The sequence below is a fragment of the Alteriqipengyuania halimionae genome (assembly GCF_009827575.1).
In the GTDB taxonomy this organism is placed as follows: Bacteria; Pseudomonadota; Alphaproteobacteria; order Sphingomonadales; family Sphingomonadaceae; genus Alteriqipengyuania_A; species Alteriqipengyuania_A halimionae.
The window spans coordinates 1,333,330-1,358,108 of sequence record NZ_WTYR01000001.1; the positions used below are offsets into that span (position 1 = coordinate 1,333,330).

The 24,779-nt window shown below is 63.9% G+C and carries 19 protein-coding genes and 1 riboswitch; of the genes, 15 read left to right on the forward strand and 4 right to left on the reverse strand.

Translation table 11 applies throughout. From position 1 onward, the window contains the following. Positions 1 to 245: 245 nt before the first annotated feature. The 4 genes from GRI68_RS06530 (at position 246) to GRI68_RS06545 (ending at position 5,485) form a co-directional block, all read left to right on the forward strand. Entirely contained in the window at positions 246 to 1,100 is an 855-nt protein-coding gene (locus tag GRI68_RS06530; RefSeq protein WP_325063769.1) for a lysozyme, read from the forward strand. Positions 1,101 to 1,137: 37 nt separating this feature from the next. Then, positions 1,138 to 1,785 (forward strand): hypothetical protein, encoded by a 648-nt coding sequence (locus GRI68_RS06535; protein WP_234028730.1) that lies wholly within the window; start codon positions 1,138 to 1,140, stop codon positions 1,783 to 1,785. Positions 1,786 to 1,910: 125 nt separating this feature from the next. Beyond that, positions 1,911 to 4,193, forward strand: coding sequence for a M3 family metallopeptidase (locus GRI68_RS06540; RefSeq protein WP_234028731.1), 2,283 nt, complete (start codon positions 1,911 to 1,913; stop codon positions 4,191 to 4,193). A 170-nt stretch (positions 4,194 to 4,363) separates the two neighbouring features. Further along, on the forward strand, positions 4,364 to 5,485 hold the full coding sequence (locus tag GRI68_RS06545; protein WP_160616501.1) for a serine hydrolase domain-containing protein: 1,122 nt from the start codon (positions 4,364 to 4,366) through the stop codon (positions 5,483 to 5,485). Between the two features lie 7 nt (positions 5,486 to 5,492). On the opposite strand, the gene GRI68_RS06550 is transcribed toward GRI68_RS06545, so the two are convergent. The 4 genes from GRI68_RS06550 to GRI68_RS06565 form a co-directional block, all read right to left on the reverse strand. After that, the gene (locus tag GRI68_RS06550) at positions 5,493 to 6,269 is read right to left on the reverse strand and encodes an ABC transporter ATP-binding protein (protein ID WP_160616502.1); all 777 of its coding nucleotides are present in this window, start codon (positions 6,267 to 6,269) and stop codon (positions 5,493 to 5,495) included. Next, complete coding sequence (locus GRI68_RS06555) at positions 6,269 to 7,222, reverse strand: FecCD family ABC transporter permease (protein WP_160616503.1); 954 nt, start codon at positions 7,220 to 7,222, stop codon at positions 6,269 to 6,271. The genes GRI68_RS06550 and GRI68_RS06555 overlap by 1 nt, the downstream gene beginning before the upstream one ends. Beyond that, complete coding sequence (locus GRI68_RS06560; protein ID WP_234028732.1) at positions 7,219 to 8,007, reverse strand: helical backbone metal receptor; 789 nt, start codon at positions 8,005 to 8,007, stop codon at positions 7,219 to 7,221. Before GRI68_RS06560 ends, GRI68_RS06555 begins: the two co-directional genes overlap by 4 nt. Positions 8,008 to 8,102: 95 nt before the next feature. Beyond that, positions 8,103 to 9,905, reverse strand: a complete 1,803-nt coding sequence (locus GRI68_RS06565) for a TonB-dependent receptor plug domain-containing protein (RefSeq protein WP_160616505.1) — start codon at positions 9,903 to 9,905, stop codon at positions 8,103 to 8,105. Between the two features lie 143 nt (positions 9,906 to 10,048). Next, positions 10,049 to 10,259: riboswitch (cobalamin riboswitch) on the reverse strand. Between the two features lie 103 nt (positions 10,260 to 10,362). Between GRI68_RS06565 and GRI68_RS06570 the strand changes: the two genes are divergently transcribed. From GRI68_RS06570 to GRI68_RS06620, 11 genes are all read left to right on the forward strand, one after another. Next, a complete protein-coding gene (locus GRI68_RS06570) occupies positions 10,363 to 11,454 on the forward strand; it encodes a cell wall hydrolase (protein WP_325063770.1) in 1,092 nt (363 codons plus the stop codon). Positions 11,455 to 11,613: 159 nt separating this feature from the next. After that, positions 11,614 to 11,928 (forward strand): hypothetical protein, encoded by a 315-nt coding sequence (locus GRI68_RS06575; RefSeq protein ID WP_199799723.1) that lies wholly within the window; start codon positions 11,614 to 11,616, stop codon positions 11,926 to 11,928. 183 nt (positions 11,929 to 12,111) lie between these two features. Next, a complete protein-coding gene (locus GRI68_RS06580; RefSeq protein WP_160616507.1) occupies positions 12,112 to 14,007 on the forward strand; it encodes a putative bifunctional diguanylate cyclase/phosphodiesterase in 1,896 nt (631 codons plus the stop codon). A gap of 363 nt (positions 14,008 to 14,370) precedes the next feature. Continuing rightward, positions 14,371 to 15,333 (forward strand): malate dehydrogenase, encoded by a 963-nt coding sequence (gene mdh / locus GRI68_RS06585; protein WP_160616508.1) that lies wholly within the window; start codon positions 14,371 to 14,373, stop codon positions 15,331 to 15,333. A gap of 13 nt (positions 15,334 to 15,346) precedes the next feature. Then, a complete protein-coding gene (locus tag GRI68_RS06590) occupies positions 15,347 to 16,303 on the forward strand; it encodes a hypothetical protein (protein ID WP_160616509.1) in 957 nt (318 codons plus the stop codon). Beyond that, positions 16,300 to 17,190: a succinate--CoA ligase subunit alpha gene (gene sucD, locus GRI68_RS06595; RefSeq protein WP_160616510.1), complete on the forward strand. Its 891-nt coding sequence runs from the start codon at positions 16,300 to 16,302 to the stop codon at positions 17,188 to 17,190. The genes GRI68_RS06590 and sucD overlap by 4 nt, the downstream gene beginning before the upstream one ends. Positions 17,191 to 17,232: 42 nt before the next feature. Further along, positions 17,233 to 20,070 (forward strand): 2-oxoglutarate dehydrogenase E1 component, encoded by a 2,838-nt coding sequence (locus tag GRI68_RS06600; protein WP_160616511.1) that lies wholly within the window; start codon positions 17,233 to 17,235, stop codon positions 20,068 to 20,070. Positions 20,071 to 20,085: 15 nt separating this feature from the next. Further along, on the forward strand, positions 20,086 to 21,348 hold the full coding sequence (odhB, locus tag GRI68_RS06605; RefSeq protein ID WP_160616512.1) for a 2-oxoglutarate dehydrogenase complex dihydrolipoyllysine-residue succinyltransferase: 1,263 nt from the start codon (positions 20,086 to 20,088) through the stop codon (positions 21,346 to 21,348). An 11-nt stretch (positions 21,349 to 21,359) separates the two neighbouring features. Continuing rightward, positions 21,360 to 21,866 (forward strand): DUF1877 family protein, encoded by a 507-nt coding sequence (locus GRI68_RS06610; protein WP_160616513.1) that lies wholly within the window; start codon positions 21,360 to 21,362, stop codon positions 21,864 to 21,866. Positions 21,867 to 21,879: 13 nt separating this feature from the next. Further along, positions 21,880 to 23,298, forward strand: a complete 1,419-nt coding sequence (gene lpdA, locus GRI68_RS06615) for a dihydrolipoyl dehydrogenase (protein ID WP_160616514.1) — start codon at positions 21,880 to 21,882, stop codon at positions 23,296 to 23,298. Positions 23,299 to 23,498: 200 nt separating this feature from the next. Beyond that, the gene (locus tag GRI68_RS06620; protein WP_199799724.1) at positions 23,499 to 24,779 is read left to right on the forward strand and encodes a serine hydrolase; all 1,281 of its coding nucleotides are present in this window, start codon (positions 23,499 to 23,501) and stop codon (positions 24,777 to 24,779) included.

Here is a 24,779-nt window from a genome sequence, read left to right on the forward strand (position 1 = left end):
TCTTAACCAAACCTCTCGATCATCCTGGAGCGGCGATCCCCCATCCACGCGGGACGAACCGTGGACCTCCTTCGCCTTTCGCCCGTTGATTAGACAAGCACACCGCAGCCTTCGATGCGCCGCCATGTGGTCGGCGCGCAGGCGGGCGGACAAACAGGAAGTCCGATTCAATGCCACCCCAATCCAGCGCACTCATTCAAGGCGACGCTCCTCCCACATCGATCGAACGCGCTTTCACCAAACCGGTGAAGTCCGATCCCCAGCGCGCAAAGGAAAAAGCCGCCGTTCAACGGCTGCTCGACGGGATCGACATTCCGGAGAAGTCTTCGTCGCGATTACCTTCGGGCAAGAGTCGTACCAAGGCGCAGGCCGCGAATGTCGTGGAATCGCTACGGGAACGCGTCGAACATCGCCGCGAACTGCGTCGGGCGCGCCGCGCCGTGCGCAAAGCATTCGGCGTCGATACGCGCCCGTCGGCCCGCAAGCGCGCCGCGCTGATGATGGGTCTGGGCGCAATGACGCTGGGGAGCGTTGCCGCAACCGGTTCGAGCCGCAATGTCGATCGTCCGGCGATCGTCGCACCCGTATTGATCGATGCGACAACGCAGCGTGTTCACGCAATGGAGATTTCGGCCAGCGAAGCGTTCAAGCAGGCGCTGATCGAAGAAGAAGGCGTGCGCCAGACCGTTTATCGCGATGTCGCGGGCTATCCCACCGTCGGTATCGGACACTTGGTCCTGCCCGAAGACGGGCTGCGCGTAGGTGACACCATTGCGTATGATCAGGTCCTCGATTTCCTCGAAGGCGATCTGGACAAGGCCGAAGATGCCGTGCGTCGCCTGGTGGGCGACCTGCCGTTATACCAACATGAGTTCGACGCGCTGCTCGACCTCGTTTACAATGTCGGCGAAGGAAACGTTTCGCAACACAAATCGCCGCGTTTGAACGCCGCGATCAATGCCGGGGATTATGAATCGATTGCCGATGAACTGCATTACCACCACGCCGCGGGCAAGAAGGCCAAGGGCCTCGAAATCCGCAGCGAACGGCGCTCCTCCATGTTCGAGCAGGCCAGCTATGAGAACCCGCGCGACGCCTGATCTGAAAACGATATTCGCCGCTTCGTCCGCGCTCGCCTTGAGCGCATGCGGCGTACTGGACGAAATGCGCGCCGGCGACGAGATCGACGATACCGCCGCCGCAACGACGACGGCGTCTACCTCCGCTCCGCAAACCGACGCCGAAACCGTCCGCAAGATCGTCGCCGAAGCGGACGATTGCCTGCTGGTTGTCTGGAACAAGCAGGACGATCGCGACATCGCTTTCGACCGGGCGCACGACAAGGCCAATGGAGGCGCCATATCGTGCGCCACCGGCTCCACTGCCAGTCAGTTCGAAAAGGCGATTGCGGGTCTGCGCGAAGCGGCCCGCAATGGCGACAAGGCGCGCATCCTCAAGGAAGTGGGCATCCCGCTGATGTTCATCGACCGCGACGGTTCGCGTCGCGCGCTCGAAGATCCGGAGACGATCGATGCGGTGTTCGACGAAGTGTTCGACGGCGCGACGCTGGCGATGCTCCAGCGGATCGACCTGTCGCAAATGACGGTCGTTCCCGAACAGAAAGGCGGCTTCTTCGCGCTGGGATCGCTGTGGCTGGTGGTCGACGAACCCGGTGCCCGCCCGCGCATCGCGACCGTCAATCGCCAGGCCATCGACGAGGCTGTGCAGGCCGCCCGCGCACAGGCCGAAAGCGGCGCTGCCCCTCCGGCCCCGCTGGGGACCTGAACACCGCCACACGCACCCGATCAGCACCCGACGCTTTGCGCTTGCACTCACCGGCCATCTCCGGTTCAAGCGCGATCAGCTAGAACGGGTGTCAACCATTCGACATGACCGACAGGAGAGACATTTTGCTCAACCGCCTTCTATTTTCCACTGCCACCGCCGCGCTTCTCGCAGGCTGCGCCACCTACGGCGACAGCGACGTTGCCAGTACCGACGGTGACAGCGTTTCCGCCACCATCGACACCGAAACCGGAGTGACCGCCGTGAACCTTCCCGAAGGCACCGGATATTTTGCATCCGACAGCGACCTCCCGTTCCTTGCCCCCGATTTCGACGCGATCTCGGAAGACGATTATCTGCCCGCGTTCGAGCAGGGCATGGCGATCCACGCCGCCGAAGTGCAGGCGATCATCGACAACCCCGCTCCGCCGACCTTCGACAACACCATCGTCGCGCTCGAGAAATCGGGCCGCATGCTGGGCCGCGTGGGCCGCATCTTCGGTGCGGTGACCGGCGCTAACACCACCGACCGGCTGGACGCAATCAACACCGAAATCAGCCCCAAGCTTTCCGCGCACAGCGACTCGATCACGCTGAACCCCGAGCTCTTCGCCCGGGTGAAGGCGGTGTACGACAATCGCGCCGCGATGAGCATGACGCCCGAAGACGCAACCCTGCTCGAAAACACCTATGACAGCATGGTCCATGCCGGCGCCCTGCTGACCGACGCCCAGCGCGAGCGGGTGAAGGAGATCAACACCGAGCTTTCGACCATCACCAACGACTTCGCGCTCGCCGCGCGCAAGGCGATGAGCGACCAGCCGCTGATCCTCGACACGCGCGACGAACTCGCCGGCCTCTCGGATGCCGACATCAAGGCGGCCGCCGACATGGCCACCGAAATGGGCCATCCGGGCAAGTATGCGATCGCGCTGCAGAACACGACGCAGCAGCCGATCCTGCCGAGCCTCGACAATCGCGACACGCGCGAGAAGCTGTTCATGCTCTCGATCCACCGCGCCGACGGCACGACCGACATCGACACCCGCGACACGATCGCCAAGATCGCGACGCTGCGGGCCGAAAAGGCTGCGCTGTTCGGCCAGCCCGACTGGGCGAGCTACGCGATGTACGATCGCATGGCCAAGAACCCCAAGACCGCGCTCGACTTCATGGAGCAGATGGTCCCCGCCCTGGCCGCGACCCAGCGCCGCGAAGCTGCGGTGCTGACCGACCAGATCCGTGCCGAAGGCGGGGATTACGAAGTCCAGCCGTGGGACTGGTATCGTTTCGCCAACAAGGTGAAGGCCGAACGCTACGATCTCGATGAAGACGCGGTGATGGAGTATTTCCAGCTCCAGAAGGTGCTGGAAGACGGCGTGTTCTATGCCGCGGGCAAGCTTTACGGCCTGCGCTTCGAGCGTCGCACCGACCTGCCGACCTATCACCCGGACGTGTGGACCTACACCGTGTTCGATCGTGACGGATCGGAACTCGGCCTGTTCTACTTCGACCCGTTCCAGCGCCCGTCCAAGCGCGGTGGTGCGTGGATGAGCAACTTCGTCGACCAGAGCGATCTGTGGGGCACCAAGCCGGTGATCTACAACGTGCTCAACATCCCCAAGGCACCCGAAGGCGAAGTCCAGCTCGTCAGCTTCGACAACGTCAACACGATGTTCCACGAATTCGGCCACGCGCTGCACGGCTTCTTCGCCGACCAGCGTTACGAGAGCCTCTCGGGCACCGCCACGGCGCGCGACTTCGTCGAGTATCCGAGCCAGGTGAACGAGATGTGGGCGACCTATCCGGAAGTCCTCTCCAACTACGCCCAGCACTACAAGACCGGCGAGACGATCCCGACCGCGATGATCGACAAGATCGAAGCGGCCGCGAAGTTCAACCAGGGCTACGATTTCGGCGAAGTGGTCGAAGCCGCGCTGCTCGACATGAAGTGGCACGCCCTCTCCCCGGCGCAGGCCAAGACACTGGTGGGCAATCCGAAGGCAGTCGACGCGTTCGAACGCAAATCGCTGACCGATCTGGGGCTCGAAGTCGATCTGGTGCCGCCGCGCTATCGCAGCACCTATTTCAACCACATCTTCAGCGGCCCGACCGGGTATTCGGCCGGCTATTACAGCTATCTGTGGACCGAGATGCTCGATCGCGACAGCCGCAAGTGGTTCATGGACAATGGCGGCCTGACGCGCGCCAATGGCGATCACTATCGCAAGACCGTGCTCAGCCGCGGCGGGACGATGGATTACTTCAAGATGTTCGAGAACTTCGCCGGGCGCCAGCCCGACGTTACCCCGATGCTCGAAGCGCGCGGCCTGATCGCGGGCGATACCGATGCCGACAGCACCGTGTCGGACGATGGGACCGCTTCGGTCGGCGACGCCGGCCAGTAACGCGCCAGAACCGGACAAAGGAGGGCGGGCCTGCGGGCCTGCCCTTTTTTTGGTCAAAATCCTCGTGCCGTTCCAATTCGTTGCAGCGAGAGTGCTGCTCGATTTCCCGAAACCCGTTGCCAGCCGTGCGTGTTGCTGTATTACTCCCATAAGTCACTTAGGGGATATACATGAAACGCGTTACGACAGCCGCCGCTGCTCTCGCCCTTTCGGCCTGCAGCACCGTATCCGCCAGCGCGCCGGGCACGTCGGACCAGCACGCCGCGCTCGATGCCGCCGCGCCCGCGTTGCTCGAAGCGAACGATGTGCCGAGTGTTGCCGTCGGCTGGATTGAGGATGGCGAAGTCGCGTGGACCGCCGTCTATGGCGAGCGCGCGCCGGGGGAGCCCGCGGATCAGAACACGCTCTACAACATTGCGTCGCTCACCAAGCCGATCGTTGCCGAAACGATCCTTCGCCTCGTCGCGGAGGGCAAGCTCGACCTCGATACGCCGCTGGCGACGCAATTCGTCGATCGCGATCTGACCGAGGAACCGCGCGCGCATAAGATCACGCTGCGCCACGCCTTGTCCCACCGCACCGGCGTGCCCGACAATTGGCGCGACCGCATGGAAGGCGGCAAATTGCGGCTCGATTGGGAGCCCGGCACCCGCGCACACTATTCGGGCGAAAATTACGCAATGGCCGCGCGCTACGCGATGATGGCGACCGAGACCCGGATCGATGATCTGGCGCAGCAAGAGCTGTTCGTGGCCACGGGTATGACCGACACCTACTTCCTCCCCCACGATGCATGGGAAGGCCGCGTCGCCATGGTGCGGGGTCAGGACGGCTCGCTGCGTTTACCCGACAACAGCCCGCAAGGCAGCGCGGCAGACGATGTTCACACCACGATCGCAGACTACACGCGCTTCGTGGCGGCAGCCCTGCGTGGCGACGGCCTGACGCCCGAGCTGATCGAGGAACGCGGCACGATCTACGACGATCAGACCGAAATGGTCTGCCCGCCCGGCCTGATCCCCGAGGACAAGTGCGCCAAGGCCAACGGTTACGGGCTCGGCTGGGTCATCTTCGACAGCGGTAAGAACCGCTTCCACGTGCATAGCGGCAAGGACTGGGGCGAGCGCACGCTCGCGCTGTTCGAGCCCGAGAAGCGCTTCGGCATCGTCATCTTCACCAGCGGTGCCAACGGACGGCAGGTGATCGCCGACGTGCTCCGCCTGCTGGTCGACGACGTGCCGATCACCACCCTCGTCCAGGCCGAGGCGGATTACGAAAAGAGTCAGCGCTGAGGAAAGCTCAGCCGTCGTCCTTGAGGGCGGCGAAGGAGAGCGACGCGTCGGGGATCGAGCCGTGCCATCGTGCATCGACGCCCCAGACGCGGCGCACGACATCGTCCGAAAGCGCGTCGCGCGGCGGCCCCATCGTCGCGCGGCGACCGGACTCCAGCACCAGCACTTCGTCGGCATAGTTCATCGCCAGCGAAAGATCGTGCATCACGAGGATGATACCGCGGCCGGCATCGGCTTCGCGCCGCAACAGGCGCAGCAGCGCCAGCTGGTGGGCGATGTCGAGATTGGCGAGCGGCTCGTCGGCGAGGATCCACTCCGGCTGCCCGGCAAGAACCCGTGCCATTAGCGCCCGACTGCGCTCCCCGCCTGAGAGACGCGATAGCGGGCGCTCGCGAAGCTGGTGCAACTCCATCGCGTCGAGCGCGGCCTCGATCGCCGCCGCATCATCGCTGGCATCGCCGTGGCGCCGCGCCAGTGGGCCACCGCGCCAAGGCAGCCGCCCCAGCTCGACCAGCGTCTCGACGCTGACGTCCCACGCTATTTCGGGCGACTGGGGCAAATAGCCGATCGTCCGCGCGCGTTGGCGCGCCGCCATGGCGGCGATCGCATCACGCTCGATCGCGACCGAGCCTTCCTCGGGCGTCACCAGGCCGGCGAGCACCGACAGCAGGCTCGATTTGCCCGCACCGTTGGGCCCGCAGATCGCGGTGATCCAGCCCGGTGCAAAGGCCGCCGACACACCGTCCAACCGATTGGCGAGCACGATATCGCGAGCGTGCAGCATCAGACCGTCTCCCGCCGAATGCGCAGCAACAGCGCGAGGAAGAACGGCGCACCGATCAGGCTCAGCGCAATGCCGAGCCGCAGCTCGCTCGCCAGCGGCATGATACGGCACAGTACATCCGCCACCAGCACCAGCAGCGCTCCGGCAAGCGCGCTGGGCACGATCAGACCCGACGGGCGGTGATCGGTGAAGGGACGCACGAGGTGCGGCACGATCAGGCCCACGAAGCCGATGATCCCCGCCACCGCCACGCCGCTTCCCACGGTTAGCCCCACGCCGCCGATCAGCAGCCATTGCAGCGTGCGCGGCTCCATGCCGAGACTGCGCGCGGCCTCTTCGCCGAGCGTCAGCGCATCGAGCCCGCGGCCAGCCAGCATCAGCAGCGCGATCCCGAGCAGCGTCAGCGGCGCGGCGATCCAGACATCGTGCCAGCTGCGATCGGTCAGCGCGCCCATCAGCCAGGTCACGATTTCGCTCATTGCGAAAGGTGTCGGTGACAGGCTGATCGCAAGGCTCATCAGCGCACCCGCGAGACTGGCGATCATCATGCCCGCCAGCGTGAACAGCAGCGTCGAATTGCCGCGCCCGGCGATCAGCGACAGAAGCGCCATTGCGCTCGCCGCGCCGATCAGCGCGAAGACGGGCAGCAAGTAAGGCTGCGCCGAATAGCCGAGCCAGAAACTCAGCACTGCGCCGAGCGCCGCGCCCGGGGCGATCCCGAACAGGCCCGGATCGGCAAGCGGATTGCGGAGATAGCCCTGCATCGCCGCCCCTGCCGCACCGAGCCCGCCACCGACCACCAGCGCGAGCACGCCGCGCGGCAAACGCAATTCGGCGAGGATGATTGCCGCATTGGGCGTCGTGGCCGGATCGAGCCACACGCGTCCCGCCAGCAGCGAGAGCGGCAGCGTGACGAGGATCACAATGATCAGTACGGGAATGGGGCGTTTCACGACGCGCTCTCCATCGATCGGCGAATGTCTTTCAATCGCCCGGCCGCGCGGATGATCGTCGGCCCTCCACAATAGAGCAGGTTCGACGGGAACGGTGCCTGCCGCAAATCGGGCAATGCAGCGAGCGCCGGGTGATAGAGCGCGCGGTCGCTTTCGGCGAAGGGCGACCCGCCGACGAGGATCAGCGCGGGCGGATCGGCCAGCACTGGCTCGAGCGGCAGGCGATCGGCCTGTCCGAGGCCACGCGCAGCGGCGGCGTTGGAAAAGCCCGTGCGCCGCAAAAGATCGACGATCAGCGTGCCGTCTCCGGGAACGATACCGCCCGATTGCCACATCAGTGCGGGGATCGGTTCATCCTCGGTCGCCGCATCGGCGAGCGCAGCCTCGATCCGTGCGATCAACCTCTCACCTTCGTCCTCGGTATCGACCAGTTTCGCCAGCTCGCGGATCTGGGCGATACTCTCGCCAACCGTATTGGTCATGCCAACGCGCTCGACATTGTAGCCGAGCCGGTCGAGCGCCTGCCCGGTCGAAGGCGCGATGAATGTCGATGCGATCACGAGGTCGGGATCGAGCGCGACAATCTCCTCCACCGTGCCCGAGGTCGCGGGCCAGCGCTTGGCCGTGGCGACATCCATCGAGCTGGAAACGGGGTCGTGACTGTAATGGGACACTGCTGCCAGCCGCTCGGGCGCAATCTCCGCCAGAATCGCGTCGGTGCAAGGGTTGAGGCTGACGATCCGCAGATCGCCAGCCTCTTCGGTTTGGGTGGGGCTACACCCCATCGTCATTCCGGCAAAAGCAGGAACCCAGAGCAGCAAGGCGCGCCGGGCCAGGCTGGGTCCCCGCGGTCGCGGAGATGACGGTTTGGCAAATAGGCTCAATAGCTCGTCCGGATACCGACGAAGGCGCCACGGCTCGGCGTGTTGTAGCCCGCTGCGGTCTGGTAGTCCTCGTCGAACAGGTTCTCGATGCGACCGAACAGCTCGAAACGCTCATGCACCGGCACCGCCACACGTAGATCGAACACTTCATAGGCATCGAGCCGCACCGTGTTGGCATCGGTGTCGAAACTGCTGCTGACGACGCGAAGGTCGGCACCGACTTCGATCCCCGCAAAAGGACTGGTCCAGTCCGCGCTCAGCGTCAAAGCATGGGGTGGACGCCGGCCCTGCTCGTTACCGGCATTGGGCCCGTTGCGAACTTCGGTGTCGAGATAGGCGTAGGCCGCACGCAGCGCAAAGCCGCTGACGGGTTGGACACCGGCTTCGATCTCGATGCCCTTGGCCTGCACTTCGCCGCTGTTGAAATAGCCGAACGTCGTCGAATCGTAGTCGATCTGGTTCTCGATATCGCGCAGGTAGAAGGTGAGAGCCGCGAACAGGGGACCGTCGGCCGAACCGGCTTCGATCCCGATATCGTAATTGTCGCTGTGCTCGGGCGTCAGGTCGGGGTTACCGCTATAGGCATCGTAGAGCTGGTAAAGGCTCGGCGTCTTGTAGCCCTGCCCGAAGCTCGCGCGCGCGCGCACCACGTCGGACAGGCGATAGCTCGCATCCGCGCCGAAGGTCACTTCGCTGCCGAACAGCGTCCCGTCGGCCAGCCGCGCTCCGGCGGCGAGGTGCAACGGACCCGAACCGTAATCGAGCTGGGCGTAGCCACCGCGGCGTTCGAGCTTGGCATCGCCGCCGTAATTGGTGGTGTAGCCGGTCCACTCGTAATAGCCGCCCGTATTGAGCGTCAGTGCCGGTGCCAGCCCGATTGCGGCGCGCAGGTCGAGCCGGTCGAGCGTCCCGTTGGCGATGAACGGGCCGAACGAGCTGGTGCTGGTCCGGTCGGTGACGGCAAAGGTGTATCCAGCAAAAACGTCGGCAAGACCGAGCGCGAAATCGGCTCCGATATTGCCCGAATACTGGTCGGTGGCCTGAGTATCGAGCGTGTCGCCGCCATTGTCGATCTCGACCAGGCTGTCCGAATAACGTCCGCTGGCGCGCAGGGTCACGGTATCGCCAAGGCCGAGATAGGCGTTGCCGCCGACGGCGGTCTGTTCGAACCCGTCATCTTCGGTGCCCGAAGCGAGCGCGGAGAAGCCTTCGGTGTTGAACAGGCTGCCATAGACGCTGACGCCGAAATCATCGCCGCCATAGCCGACATCGCCATTGACGTAGACCGTGTCGCGCGAGCCGTATTCGACGGTGGCCGAGCCACCCGTGCGCGGCTGCGCGGTGGTGACGAGCACGACGCCGCCGACGGCCGAGCTGCCCCAAATGGTGCTGTTCGAACCGCGCAGGACCTCGATCCGCTCGATATTGCCGGGGAGGAGATTGGTGAAGTCGTAGCCTTCGCCGACCGAGGAGGGGTCGGCGACCCGCACCCCGTCGACCAGCGTCAGGACCTGGTCGTTAGAACTGCCGCGAATGCGCAGGCTGGTGGTCGAGCCGATCCCGCCATTGCGGTTGAATACCACGCCGGGCACGCGTTCGAGCACACGGGTGATATCGGCGCCCTGGATCTGGTCGATTTCGGCTTCGTCGATGACGGTGATCGTCTTGCCGGTATCGTCGATCGATTCGGGAGCGCCGGTGGCCGTGATGACGATCCGGTCGTCGATCCCGGCGATGTCGTCGTCGCCTGCAGGCTCAGCGAATTCGATCGCCTCATCGGCCTCCTGGGCCGCAGACACGGTGGGAAGAAGCGCCGAAACGCCAAGCAAATACAAGTACTTTCGCATAAATTCTCCATCATTTGCGAACACATCGCTCATGACGGAGGGCGCGCCTTTTCACGGCACGTCCACGCCTGCTTCCGGTACACCCCGCCCGGCCGCGGAACGACGCATCGCAGGCAGGTCTCCTGGCTTCCGGATCGTCACGCTCCCGCCGCCTTCCCGCGCCTCGACATGATCGGCACAGTGGCAAATGGCGGGATCGCTCCCCGGTCACAGTTGCGGGGGCAGCACAGGATTCGGGGACATCCCCTCGCCTGCTTCCCTCTTAGGCCCGACCGTGGTCGGGCAACCTATGACGCTGCGGCGCCCGATAGGCGCGCTGGCAGAATGGCACAAGACCTTGCGCATAACAGTCGCGGGATGGTGGCTCGTTAAACCAAACGCGCTAAGGACCGGGTGTATGGAACGCCGCGTGACCGGACCCAGCGATCGCATGGATATCGCCAAGCACCGGGCCGAGATCGCGGCGCGGCGCAAGGCCCGGCGCAGGATCGATCCGCGCTGGGGATTGGCCGCGCTGGGGGCGATCGCACTGCCTGCCTTGGCTGCGACGACCGATTTCTCGCTCCGCTGGGGAGATGTCGCGCGCATTCCGGCAGGCGGGAACGGGCCGGTCGTCGCGCGGATGCCGTTCGAAAGGGCGGGCTGGAATTTCCCCGGCTCGGCTTATTACTACCTCGAAGCCGACAGCGTGCTGGCCCCGGTGGCAGGCAGCGAGACGCCCACCGATGCGCCGTCGGCCATCGCCACGGCCTTTCGCCGCGCCGGATCGACCCAGGACCAGCAGCGTGCGCTCACCTGCCTCGCACAGGCGGTCTATTACGAAGCCGCGAGCGAATCCGACAGCGGTCAGGAAGCGGTGGCGCAAGTCGTGCTCAACCGGGTCAAGCATACCTCCTGGCCGTCGAGCGTGTGCGGCGTGGTCTATCAGGGGAGTTCACGAAGAACCGGCTGCCAGTTCAGCTTCACTTGCGACGGTAGCCTCGCGCGCAAGCCGTCGCGGCGCGGCTGGGACAAGGCACTGCGTTTCGCCCGGGCGGCGCTGGGCGGATATGTCCATGCACCCGCCGGGCTGGCGACGCATTACCATACGCTGGCGGTCAATCCCTATTGGGCCCCCAAGCTGGTCCCGCTGACCGTGATCGGCGCGCACCGTTTCTATGTCCTGCCCGGCACGGCCGGAACGGGCGGCGCTTTCGCAGCGCGCTATCGCGGCGACGAGCCGACGGTCGCCGCCGTGCGTGCGCGCGATCCCGAAATCGTCGACCCGGTCGACACATTGCCGGCTGCAGCACCCTCGCCCGGTGCCTCGGCCGTACCAGCAACTTCCGACAGCGGGGGTCGTGGCCCTACCGACCGACTCCCCCCCGCTCCGCAAGCGATCGAACAGGGTGCACCCGGTGCGTCGCCCTCGCCCAAGAGCGATCGCCTGCCGGGTGGCGGCAGCGTCCGTCCCGAATATCGCGACAGCGGAAAATGGCGCGAGAAAAGCACGGACGATTAAGCGCGAATGTCGCGCCACCCCGCCGCCCGCCATAATCGTAAATGGCGGCTTAACCATTTCGCGTGACGAAGGCTTCAAGCTCGGCACCTAGACTTCTTTTTGCGAACCAACCGGACCATCCCCCAGCACCCGCAGTCCGGGCGGACCCGGAGAGATATTGTGACGATACGATTTGCCGCCGCCGACAAGAACCGTCTGTCGGTCTCCCGGTATTTCGGGAGCGAAATCCCTTCCGCACCTGCCAATGACGGCCCGCCGACGCGCGAAAGCGAGATCCTGCTGCGCGAAGCCCTGCTCCATTTCGCAAAATCCGGACTGGGCGCCGCCGATGCCGCGCGCGAACAGGCAGAAGCGGCCTTTTTCGCAGGCGACAGAGAGCGATACGACCACTGGCTCGGCATTTGCCGCCTCCTCGATGCGCGTATGGCGCGTGCTGTCGAAGCGCGCGAGGACATGGCCCGGCGCGAAGCCTAAACACCCGTTAACCAGTGCACGCCGCGCATCCGCTTGATTGGAGCCGATGACCTCGTCGCGTGTATCAGCCACGTTAACCAATGTTTGATGCTTCGCTGTCATAGCCGAACCTGAAACGGGAAAAGGCCGAGCGTGGTAAGAGCAATACAATCCTTTTGGGCCAGATGGGTTGCGGGGAATTCGGTGGACACCCGCGTCCGCAAAACCCTTGTCGATACGCTCTATGCGCGGCCGTCGAGCCTCGTCATCGGCGCCGCGATCGGCGTGGCCGTCAGCACGGTCGCTGCGATCGAACTGCGCGATCCGCTGATCGTCTGCCTCGCCGTGGTGCATGTCGCGGTTTCGTTCGTCCGGATCGCGATGGGCCTGATCCTTCCCCGCTGGGAAAACATGGACGCAAGGCGCATGGAAATCGCCTACGAGGTCGGCGCATTTGCCTTCGCCTTCATGACCGGGCTGATCGCCGCCGTCGTGATCTATCGCGATAGCGTTTATGAAGTGCAGTTGATGCTCGTTGCCAACGCCGCCGTCTACGGCGTGGGGATCGCCGCGCGCAATGCCGGCCGCCCTACGATCGCGATCGGCCAGCTGTGTCTTTCGCTGTTCCCGGTGATTGCCGCCTGCATGCTCGCTGGCGATCTGCCGATGCTGATGACCGCGATGAGCCTGCTGCTTGCGATCCCTGCGATGATCTCGATCATCAAGGACGTGTTCGCGGTGCTGACCCGCTCGATCGTGGCCGCCGAGACCAGCCGTCGTCTTGCCGACAAGATGGAAAAGCTCGCCCGCACCGACGTGGTGACGGACCTGCTGAACCGCGCAGGTCTCGACCATCACCTCACCGAACGGCTGCTCGAAACCGAACAGCACCGCAAGCTGGCAATCCTCTGGCTGGACCTCGATCGCTTCAAATTCGTCAACGATACGCTCGGGCACCAGATCGGTGACCTGGTGCTGGCCGGGGTCGCACGCCGGCTGCGCGCCACCGCACCGGTGGAGGCGACGATTGCGCGCTTCGGAGGAGACGAGTTCATCGTCGCCTTCGACAGCGACGACACCAGCGAAATCGAACGCATCGCGCAGGATGTGCTCACCTCGCTGACAGAACCCTATCGCTTGCGCGGAGAGCGGATCGAGATCGGCGCCTCGATCGGGATCGCCATCCTGCCCGACGATGCGGGCGATCTCGACCCGCTGATGCAATCAGCCGACCTCGCGCTCTACCACGCCAAGGTCAATGGCCGGAACCAGATCGCCTTCTACCACCCCTCGATGAACCGCGACCTGGTCTGGCGGCGCGAAGTCGAGGCAGAGCTGCGCCAGGCGCTGCAGCGCGACGAGTTGTCGATTTTCTTCCAGCCGATCGTCGACCTGGAATCGGGGCAGATCCGCGCATTCGAAGCTCTGGTGCGCTGGTTCCACCCGGAAAAGGGCGAGATGAAGCCCGAAGAATTCATCCCTGTGGCCGAAGAGAGCGGCGCGATCGTCGAGCTCGGCAACTGGATAACCGCGCAGGCCGCCCGTGCCGCCGCGCAATGGCCGGAAGACGTGTCGCTCGCGGTGAACCTGTCGCCCCTGCAGATCCGTGCCCCGGGCGCCGCCGCAGGCATTCTCAACGCGCTCGAGGAAGCCGGGCTCGACCCCAAACGTCTCGAGCTCGAAATCACCGAGACGGTGCTGCTCGATGACGATCACACCACGGGCGCCTTCATGGCCGAGCTCCATACCGCTGGCGTACGCTTTGCGCTCGACGATTTCGGCACCGGCTATTCCTCGCTCGGCTATCTGCACAAATACCCGTTCGAGAAGATCAAGGTGGATCGCAGCTTCGTCTCGGGCCGCCTCGTGGGCAAGAAGAGCGAAGCGATCATCCGCGCGGTGACCGAGATTGGCGCCACGCTCGAAATGGACATCGTTGCCGAAGGTCTGGAAACGATCGACCAGGTACGCTCGGTGCGCGAAGCCGGGTGCACGCTCGGCCAGGGCTTCTATTTCAGTCGCGCGGTACCTGACTATCTCGCAACGATGCTGCTTGCGCGCGAGCGCGACGATGTCGAAAGCACACGCGTCGCCAGCTGACTCTCGCGCACCCACGGGCGGCGCACACGGCACGGTCCAAGAGCCAGTCGCACCTTTTCGCCGAGCGCACCACTCTACACGACGCATATCGTAGCGGAACGTGGCGATAATCCGGAACCGGCTGCGACCCGCATCGTTGGCCAAATGGACGCGCGGAACACCTCAATTGCTACTGCAAACTAATTGCAAAGATAGTTGGTTCTAGGCGGTTGCTTTCCCCGGAATGCAAGCCTACCTCGCCCCGCATACGGACCGCCCCTATGGGGCGTGCCGCCGAAATCCTCGGGGCCTCGCCCATTCGCGGGACGGGCCGAAAGCCCCTTCGCCCTCGCCTGTCCCGCGGCGGAAGGACAGCATTTCCCTATGGCACGCAAGAAGATCGCGCTTATCGGCTCCGGTATGATCGGAGGCACGCTCGCCCACCTCGCAGCGAAGAAGGAAATGGGCGACATCGTCCTGTTCGACATTGCCGAGGGCATGCCGCAGGGCAAGGCGCTCGATCTCTCGCAGTGCGGCCCCGTCGAAGGCTTCGACGCCAAGATCACCGGTTCGAACGACTATGCGGACATTGCCGGTGCGGACGTCATCATCGTGACCGCCGGTGTGCCCCGCAAGCCCGGCATGAGCCGCGACGACCTGCTCGGCATCAACCTGAAAGTAATGAAGGCGGTCGGCGAAGGCATCAAGAACAGCGCACCCGACGCATTCGTGATCTGCATCACCAACCCGCTCGACGCGATGGTCTGGGCGCTGCGCGAATTCTCCGGCCTGCCGCACAACAAGGTGGTCGGCATGGCGGGCGTGCTCGACAGCGCGCGTTTCGCCACCTTCCTCGCGTGGGAATTCGACGTCTCGGTGAAGGATGTGAACGCCTTCGTGCTCGGCGGCCACGGTGACACGATGGTCCCCGTCACCAGCTACACCACGATCAACGGCATCCCGGTCGACGACTTCGCCAAGATCAAGGGCGTTTCGGCAGACCGCATCGACGAGATCGTGGATCGCACCCGCAAGGGCGGCGGCGAGATCGTCGGCCTGCTCGGCAATGGCTCGGCCTATTACGCGCCTGCAACCAGCGCGATCTCGATGGCCGAAGCATACCTCGGCGACCAGAAGCGCATCCTGCCCTGCGCCAGCTATGTCGACGGCAAGTACGGCCTCGACGGGCTGTACGTCGGCGTCCCCACCGTGATCGGCGCGGGCGGCACTGAGGAAGTGATCGAGATCGAGCTGTCGGACGAGGAAAAGTCCAACCTCAAGGTCAGCACCGACGCGGTCGAAGAACTGCTCGAGGCCTGCAAGGGGCTGGATAGCAGCCTTGCTTAAAACGAGCGCCCCGATGCGATCGCTGGCCACCGGTGCGGTTTTGCCGTTCCTCGCCTACGCCGCACCTGTCAGTGCGCAGATCGTGCCCGCGAGCGCGGCGGATGTGTGGGACGGTGTCCAGTCGTGCGAAGCGATCACCGAGACCGATCGCGTGCAAACGACTCGCCTGTCCGCAGCCGGCTGGAGCGAGGCCAAGCGCCGCTCCGGGGAGCGCGGAACGCGCAAGCTTGCGGGAATCTACGAGAAAGACGGCAATGACGCGCTGATTGTGATCGGCCGCGAAGAGCTTGAAGGCAAACGCTGCGTCGTGCTCGCGAGGCTCGAAAGCACCTCGGCCTATGGCGAGTTGGTGAAAGGCGTCGCCGAACTGGCCGGGATGCCCGATCGCCAGGAGGAATACGCCTACATTTGGGATCGCCCGGGCTTTACGCTGCGGGTCGAACCGTCAGGCAAGCAAAGCGAGCCCAACGCGCTCTTCACCGTGACCGCGATCGGCGACAGCGCGTCCACCGATGCGCCCGTCCCCTCCCCCGCCTCCGTGGCCACTCCTGCAGGCTCCAGCGACGCCGTACTGGCTGCGCTCAAGGCCTGCCTTCCCGCCGTGGGCGCAAATGGCTTCGATGGGTCGGTGCTGACCGGCTCGGGCTGGTCCAAAAGTGTCGCGCAGACCGCCAGCGGCGCCGACATCGACCTATATGAATCCGAAGGAAGCGACGTGTTGATCACGCCCGGATCGGGCGACCAAGGCGGCGATGTCTGCCTGGTGCGTGGCCAGGTCGACGATGGCGCCACGCTCGACAATATCCGTGCTGCGCTGACGGGCCTTTATGGCACGCCCGAAGCCGATGGCGGAGACCTCTACTGGATCGAAGACGGCAGCGTCTTCTATCTTATGACCAATTTCGAACCGGGTGGCGAAGGGCCCTTCGCCGTCCAGATCCCCGTATCCTACGCCGGAGAATCCGAATGAGCATCCTCGTCAACAAGAACACCAAGGTCATCACCCAGGGGATGACCGGCGACACCGGCACGTTCCACACCCAGCAGGCGCTCGATTACGGGACGCAGATGGTGGCGGGCGTGACGCCGGGCAAAGGCGGCACCACCCATATCGGCCTGCCGAATTTCAACACCGTCAAGGAAGCCAAGGCCGAAACCGGTGCCGATGCGTCCGTGATCTATGTTCCGCCGCCCTTCGCGGCCGACGCCATTTGCGAAGCGATCGATGCCGAAATCCCGCTGATCGTCGCGATCACCGAAGGCATCCCGGTGCTCGACATGGTCCGCGTGAAGGCTGCGCTCGAAGGCTCCGCCTCGCGCCTGATCGGTCCGAACTGCCCCGGCGTGCTGACCCCGGAAGAATGCAAGATCGGCATCATGCCGGGCTCGATCTTCAAGAAGGGCAGCGTCGGCGTGGTCTCGCGCTCGGGTACGCTCACCTATGAAGCCGTCCACCAGACGACCATGGTCGGCCTCGGCCAGACCACTGCGGTCGGCATTGGCGGCGACCCGGTAAACGGCACCAACTTCATCGACGTGCTCGACCTGTTCCTCGACGACGACGACACCAAGTCGATCATCATGATCGGCGAAATCGGCGGCAGCGCGGAAGAAGAAGCGGCCGAATACATCAAGCAGCAGGCGGCACTGGGCCGTCGCAAGCCAATGGTCGGCTTCATCGCCGGACGCACCGCGCCTCCGGGCCGCCGCATGGGTCATGCCGGGGCGATCGTCTCGGGCGGCCAGGGCGGCGCCGACGACAAGATCGCGGCGATGGAAGATGCGGGCATCCGCGTCTCCCCCTCGCCCAGCGAGCTTGGCACCACGCTCGACGCGATGCTCAAAGAACTGGCGTAAGCCGCATCCTTAACTCCTCTCCCCTCCCCTCGGAGCTAGCCCATGGGCAATGAAAACCACGACTTCACGCCGGATGGCCCCCAGCAGGGGCCTTCGTGGCAGCGCAAGGGCTGGCCGCTAGTCGGCGGGGAGAGCGAGGACGACCTGACGCAGGCGCTCGATCCCACCGCGATGCAGATCGCGGTGAAGGAAGCGCTGGAAAAGGCGGGCAAGCCGGCCGATTCCAAATCGGTCGAAGCGGCGGCAAGCGATGCGCTGCGCGCCATGCTGCTGGTGCGGCTCTACCGCGTGCGCGGCCATCTGGCGGCGGACCTCGATCCGCTCGGCCTGACCACGCACGAGCTGCCCAAGGACCTCACGCTCGAATGGCACGGGTTCGAAGGCGAAAAGGACAAGGAAGTCTTCCTCGCCGGCAATCTCGGCTTCGAGTGGGTCACGATCGGTGAACTGCTCTCGACCCTGCAGCACAATTACTGTGGCCGGGTCGGCCTTGAATATATGCACATCGCCGATGTCGAGGAACGACGCTTCCTGCAGGACAAGTTCGAAGGCCTCGACAAGACGATCGAATTCACCCCCGAAGGCAAGCGCGCAATCCTGCAGGCGGTGGTCCGCGGCGAACAGTTCGAAGAGTTCCTCGCCAAGAAATATGTCGGGACAAAGCGCTTCGGCCTCGATGGCGGCGAGTCCATGATCCCAGCGCTCGAAGCGGTGATCAAATATGGCGGCGCCGACGGCGTGCGCGAGATCGTTTACGGCATGGCCCATCGCGGCCGGTTGAACGTGCTCGCCAACGTGATGGGCAAACCCTACCGCGTGATCTTCCATGAATTCTCCGGCGGATCGGCCACGCCCGACGAAGTCGGCGGTTCGGGCGACGTCAAATACCATCTCGGCACCAGCACCGATCGCGAATTCGACGGGATCGACGTGCATATGAGCCTCGTTCCAAACCCCTCGCACCTCGAGGCGGTGGATCCGGTGGTGCTCGGCAAGGTCCGCGCGCAGCAATCGATCCGCGACGATCTGGTCAAGCACGACGAAGTGCTGCCGGTGCTGATCCACGGCGATGCGGCCTTTGCCGGTCAGGGCATCGTGTGGGAATGCCTCGGCTTTTCGGGCGTGCGCGGCTACAATACCGGCGGCTGCATCCACTTCGTTATCAATAACCAGATCGGTTTCACGACTAGCCCGCAATTCGCCAGATCGTCCCCCTATCCCTCGGATGTTGCCAAGGGCGTCCAGGCGCCGATCCTGCACGTCAATGGAGACGATCCCGAAGCTGTGACCTTCGCCTGCAAACTGGCGATCGAATATCGCCAGAAATTCGGCCGCGACATCGTGATCGACATGTGGTGCTATCGCCGCTTCGGCCACAATGAGGGCGACGAGCCGAGCTTCACCCAGCCGCTGATGTACGACCGGATCAAGAAGCATCCCAAGGTCTCCGACATCTATTCCAAGCGCCTGGTCTCGGAAGGGACGATCGACGAACATTTCCTCAAGGAAAGCGAAGCCGCCTTCACCGAGCAGCTGAGCGACGAATTCGCGGCCGGTCAGGACTACGTGCCCGACAAGGCCGACTGGTTCGGCGGTCGCTGGCAGGGTCTGCACAAGCCCGCCGATCCGGAAACCGCGCGCCGCAACATCGAAACCGGCATCGACGGCAAATTGTTCGACAGCCTCGGCCGCACCCTCACCTCGGTGCCCGACGATCTAACGATCCACCGCACCCTCGGCCGCGTGCTCGATGCCAAGCGCGAGATGTTCTCGAGCGGCGACGGCTTCGACTGGGCGACCGCCGAAGCACTGGGCTTCGGATCGCTCCTGTCCGAAGGTTTCGGCGTTCGTCTCTCGGGGCAGGATTCCGGCCGAGGCACGTTCAGCCAGCGCCACGCCGTCTGGGTCGACCAGAAGGACGAGCGAAAGTACGTGCCGCTCGAAACCGTACCGCATGGCGATTTCACGGTGCTCGACAGCCCGCTTTCCGAATATGGCGTGCTCGGCTTCGAATACGGGTATGCTATGGCCGATCCGAAGAGCCTGGTGCTATGGGAAGCGCAGTTCGGCGATTTCGCCAATGGCGCGCAGATCATGATCGACCAGTTCATCGTTTCGGGCGAGGTCAAGTGGCAGCGCGCCAACGGGCTCGTCCTGCTGCTGCCGCATGGTTATGAAGGCCAGGGGCCGGAGCACTCCTCCGCGCGCCTCGAGCGCTTCCTCCAGCTGTGCGCCAACGACAATATCCAAGTGTGCAACATCACCACGCCGGCGAACTATTTCCACGTATTGCGTCGCCAGATGCTGCGCCCGTTCCGTAAACCGCTCGTCATCATGACGCCCAAATCGCTGCTGCGGCATCCCAAGGCGAAGTCGGCACGCGAGGATTTCCTCGGTGAAAGCCACTTCATGCGGATCAAGTCCGATCCGGTCGAGATCGCAGACAAGGATATCAAGCGTCTGGTGCTGTGCTCGGGCAAGGTCGCCTACGACCTGTTCGAAAAGCGCGAGGAACTCGCCTGCGAAGGCGTCTCGATCGTGCGTCTCGAGCAGCTCTACCCGTTCCCGGGCGAGCCGCTGGCAGCGCGACTGAAGCGCATGACCAACCTGGAACAAGTGGTCTGGTGCCAGGAAGAGCCGCGCAACAACGGCGCGTGGTTCTTTGTCGCCGAGAAGATCGAAGCCGCGCTCAACGCTTCGGGCCATGAAGGCATGCGCCCCTGCTATGCCGGGCGCGAGGAAGCCGCTTCACCCGCCACAGGCCTCGCCGGACGTCACAAGGTCCAGCAGGAAGCCCTGATCACGATCGCCCTGGGATGCGCCGATGGAGGCGCTGCCCAGCGCCAGCTCGATTGCCCGCCCGCAACCCCCAAGGTCTGAGGAAAGACGACTATTATGGCCACCGATATCACCGTCCCCTCGCTGGGCGAATCCGTTTCCGAAGGCACGATTGCCGAATGGCTCAAGCAACCCGGCGATGCCGTCGCCGTGGATGAGCCGATCGTCTCGGTCGAGACCGACAAGGTCACCGTCGAAGTGCCCTCCCCTGTCGCCGGCGTGATCGGCGAGCTCAAGGCCGAGGAAGGCGACACAATCGAGGTTGGCGCTGTGATCGCCAGCGTCGAGGAAGGCGGAGCTCCTGCCGCCAAGGGCGACGAAGCGGGCCGCGCGAAACAGCAGTCCGATGCCGCACCGAAGGATAAGGGCAACGAACAGGATTCGGTCCCCAACTCGACCGGCGAAGTGTCCGGCACCGATTTCGATGCCGCCGCTCTTTCGCCTGCCGTGCGCCGCGCGGTGCTTGAGCACGGGATCGACCCGGCCAACGTCAAGGGCACCGGCAAGGACGGTCGCCTGACCAAGGAAGACGTGCTTGCCGCAGCCAAGGCTAAGCGCGATGCCCCCGCCCCGTCGCAGGCCGAGGATGCCCCTGTCCCCGCACCTGCCGCAAGCGGTGCGCGTAACGAAGAACGCGTGAAGATGACGCGCCTGCGCCAGACCATCGCCAAACGCCTCAAGAGCGCGCAGGATACGGCCGCGCTGCTTACCACGTTCAACGACGTCGACATGACCGCGGTCATCGAGACGCGCGAGAAATACAAGGACAGCTTCGCGAAGAAGCACGGTATCAAGCTCGGCTTCATGAGCTTCTTCGCCAAGGCCGCGCACCTCGCGCTGAAGGACGTACCCAGCGTCAACGCCCAGATCGACGGCGACGAGATCGTCTACCACGATTACGTCGATGTCTCGGTCGCCGTCAGCGCGCCCAACGGGCTTGTCGTTCCCGTCGTCCGCGACGTCGACAAGAAGAGCTTCGCGCAGATCGAGCTCGACATCGCCGATTTCGGCAAGCGCGCCAAGGACGGCTCGCTGACGATGGACGATATGAAGGGCGGCACCTTCACCATCAGCAATGGCGGCGTGTTCGGATCGCTGATGAGCACCCCGATCATCAACCCGCCGCAAAGCGCGGTGCTCGGCCTTCACCGGATCGAGGATCGCGCAGTGGTGGTCGACGGTGAGATCGTGGTGCGCCCGATGATGTATATCGCATTGAGCTACGACCACCGCCTGATCGATGGCCGCGAAGCCGTCACCGCGCTGAAAATCATCAAGGAAGCGATCGAGGATCCCGCGCGGATTCTGATCGATTTGTAAGGACGAACCTCATGTCGATGATTTGGACAGCGCGACTGGCGAATGACGATCAAGTGGCCGCGATCAAAAGTGAACCGGAATCGGCTGGCGCGTTCGTAAACCCTGAAAGTGGAAGTGAACGCGAGCTAAGCGAAGGCGCTATGGTCGATCTCGATCAGGAATGGCACGGCACACACTTCATGCTGACCGAAGCTGGAGAGAAATACTCTAAGAATCTCGAATTGATTTTCGGTGACTTTGAAGCGGTTGGCCCAGACAACGGATACGGTCCCGTTCACTACATTTCCGCCGACCAGATCCGGCGCTTCCATACGGAAATCTCTTCGCTGACCGACAAGCAAATCGCTGCCGTTTACGACACGGACAAAATGGTGGAGCAATACGTTCATCTTGCCGAGATGTTTGCTGAGGATGGCGATGAGGGACGTAAATTTTTGATGACGCGAATCGGCCAGTTGCGCGAGTTCGCTAAAAAGGGGGCGGAGAATGCATCTCACGCCTTCTCTGCAATTTCCTGACAAGAGCAAAACAATGACCGACCACAATTACGATTACGACGTCCTTGTCATCGGCGCTGGCCCGGGCGGCTATGTCGCCGCGATCCGCGCCGCGCAGCTGGGTCTCAAGACCGCGTGCGCCGAAGGGCGCGAGACGCTGGGCGGGACCTGCCTCAACGTCGGCTGCATCCCCTCCAAGGCGATGCTGCACGCCTCCGAGTATTTCGACGCGGCCAAAAACGGCGCGATGAAGGAACTGGGCATCGATGTGGAGCCCAAGCTCAACCTCGAGCAGATGCACGCGCAGCGCCGCGATGCGGTGAAGGGACTGACCGGCGGGATCGAATTCCTGTTCAAGAAGAACAAGGTCGACTGGAAGAAGGGTTACGCCACCTTCCAGGATGCGCACACCGTGAAGGTCGGCGACGAAACCGTCACCGCCAAGGACATCGTCATCGCGACCGGTTCCTCGGTCACTCCGCTGCCGGGTGTCGAGGTCGACAACGACAAGCACGTTGTGGTCGACAGCACCGGCGCGCTCGAACTGCCCCAGGTGCCCAAAAAGATGGTCGTCATCGGCGGCGGCGTGATCGGGCTGGAACTTGGCTCGGTCTGGCGGCGTCTGGGTGCCGAAGTCACCTGCGTCGAATTCCTCGACGAAATCCTGCCCGGCATGGACGGCGACATCCGCAAGGAAGCGCGCAAGATCTTCAAGAAGCAGGGTATCGAGTTCAAGCTCTCCACCAAGGTCACCGGCGTTACCGTCAAGGGCAAGACCGCCACGCTGACGCTCGAGCCCGCGGCAGGCGGCGACGCAGAGACGATGGAAGCCGATTGCGTGCTCGTCTCGATCGGGCGCAAGCCGAACACCGACGGCCTCGGCCTCGATGCGATCAGGCTGGAAACCAACAAGCGCGGCCAGATCGAAACCGATCACGACTTCCGCACCAAGGTCGATGGCGTGTGGGCGATCGGCGATTGCGTCCCCGGCCCCATGCTCGCCCACAAGGCCGAGGATGAAGGCATCGCTGTGGCGGAAAACATCGCCGGGCAGACCGGCATCGTGAACCACGCGATCATCCCCAGCGTCGTCTACACCTGGCCGGAAATCGCGGGCGTGGGCCTGACGACCGAGGAAGCCATCGAGAAGATGGGCGGCGACAAGAAGGCGGTGAAGGTCGGCAAGTTCCCCATGGTGGGCAACAGCCGCGCCAAGACCAATCACGATCCCGATGGCTTCGTGAAGGTGATCGCCGAGGCCGAGAGCGACAAGGTGCTGGGCGTGTGGGCGATTGCCGTGCCTGCCGGTACGATGATCGCCGAAGCCGCAGTGGCGATGGAATTCGGCACCACCAGCGAAGACATCGCCTACACCTGCCACGCCCACCCGACGCATTCCGAAGCGATGAAGGAAGCGGCGATGGCGGTTCAGGGCAAGCCGATCCACGTCTGAGCCGAACGCGCGCTCCCCGGCCGCGTGAGACGCATTGCGTTCCATCGGCTGCCTAAAGCCGACGACTAACGACATTGCTTCCATCCCCTTGGTGTATTACAAACCCACTACACCAAGGGGAGAAAGCCATGTTACGCCATTGCGCAACGGCCATTGCCGTTCTTTTTGCCACACCCGCTCTCGCACAGGATCCTGTGCGGATGGACGAGGTGGTTTCGGTCGAGGCCGAAAAAGGCACGTTCATGGGCACCGCCCTCGTCGCGATCGGCGACGAGATCGTGTTCGACAGGGGGTATGGCAGCGCCAATCTCGAATGGGACATCGCAAACACGCCTGACGCGAAGTTCCGCATTGGCTCGGTCACCAAACAATTCACCGCCGCCGCTATCCTGCTGCTCGAAGAGCGTGGACAGATCGATCTCGACGTGCCGGTAAAGACCTATTGGCCCGATGCGCCGGCCGCGTGGGACGCCATCACCACACGGCATCTCCTGCAGCACACGTCCGGCATTACGAACGTGACCGATCTCGACGAATTCGCGACCCAGAAATTCCTGCCGACGACACGCGAGGAACTGATCGCGATGTTCGCCGACAAGCCGCTCGATTTCACGCCGGGCGAGAAGTGGAGCTATTCCAACTCGGGTTTCGTCCTGCTTTCCGCGATTATCGAGAACATCACCGGTGAAACTTACGCGAGCTTCGTGAAGGCGAACATCTTCGATCCGCTCGGGATGAACGACACGGCGATCGATGTGCTGTCCGAGATCGTGCCGATGCGCGCCTCGGGTTATTCGCCGACGCGCGACGGTATCGCCAACGCCGAATATGTCGACATGACGATCCCGACGGGTGCCGGTGCACTGCACTCGACCACGCATGACCTGCTCAAATGGCAACGCGGCCTGTTTGGCGGGAAGCTGCTGAAGCCCGCAAGCCTGGCCGCCATGACCGCGCCCGGCGTCGAGGCGATGCCCGGCTCGACCTACGGATACGGCGTACTGATCACCGAAAAAGAAGACGGCCGGATGGTCTGGCACGGTGGCGGAATCGAGGGATTCAACTCCATGCTCATGCACGATCCCGATCGCGACATTACCGTGATCGTGCTCGCCAATCTCAATGGCGGCCAGGCCAACGATCTGGCCACCATGCTGATGCGCCTGGCACGCGGTGGCGAAGTGAAGCTTATCGACGAACTGGAGGCCGCCGAACTCGATGTTGCCTCGCTCGCGCAGTACGAGGGCACCTACGCCCTCGCCCCCACCTTCAAGATCAATGTTTTCGTCGAAGGTGACCAGTTGAAGGCGCAGGCGACCAACCAGCCCGCCTTCGAACTGTTCGCGCAGGACGGCGAGGAGGACTTCTTCTTCCTCAAGGTGATCGACGCGCAGGTCCGCTTCAATCGCGACGATGCGGGTGACGTGACCTCGCTGACGCTCTATCAGAACGGACATGAAATCCCCGGCATCAAGGAATAG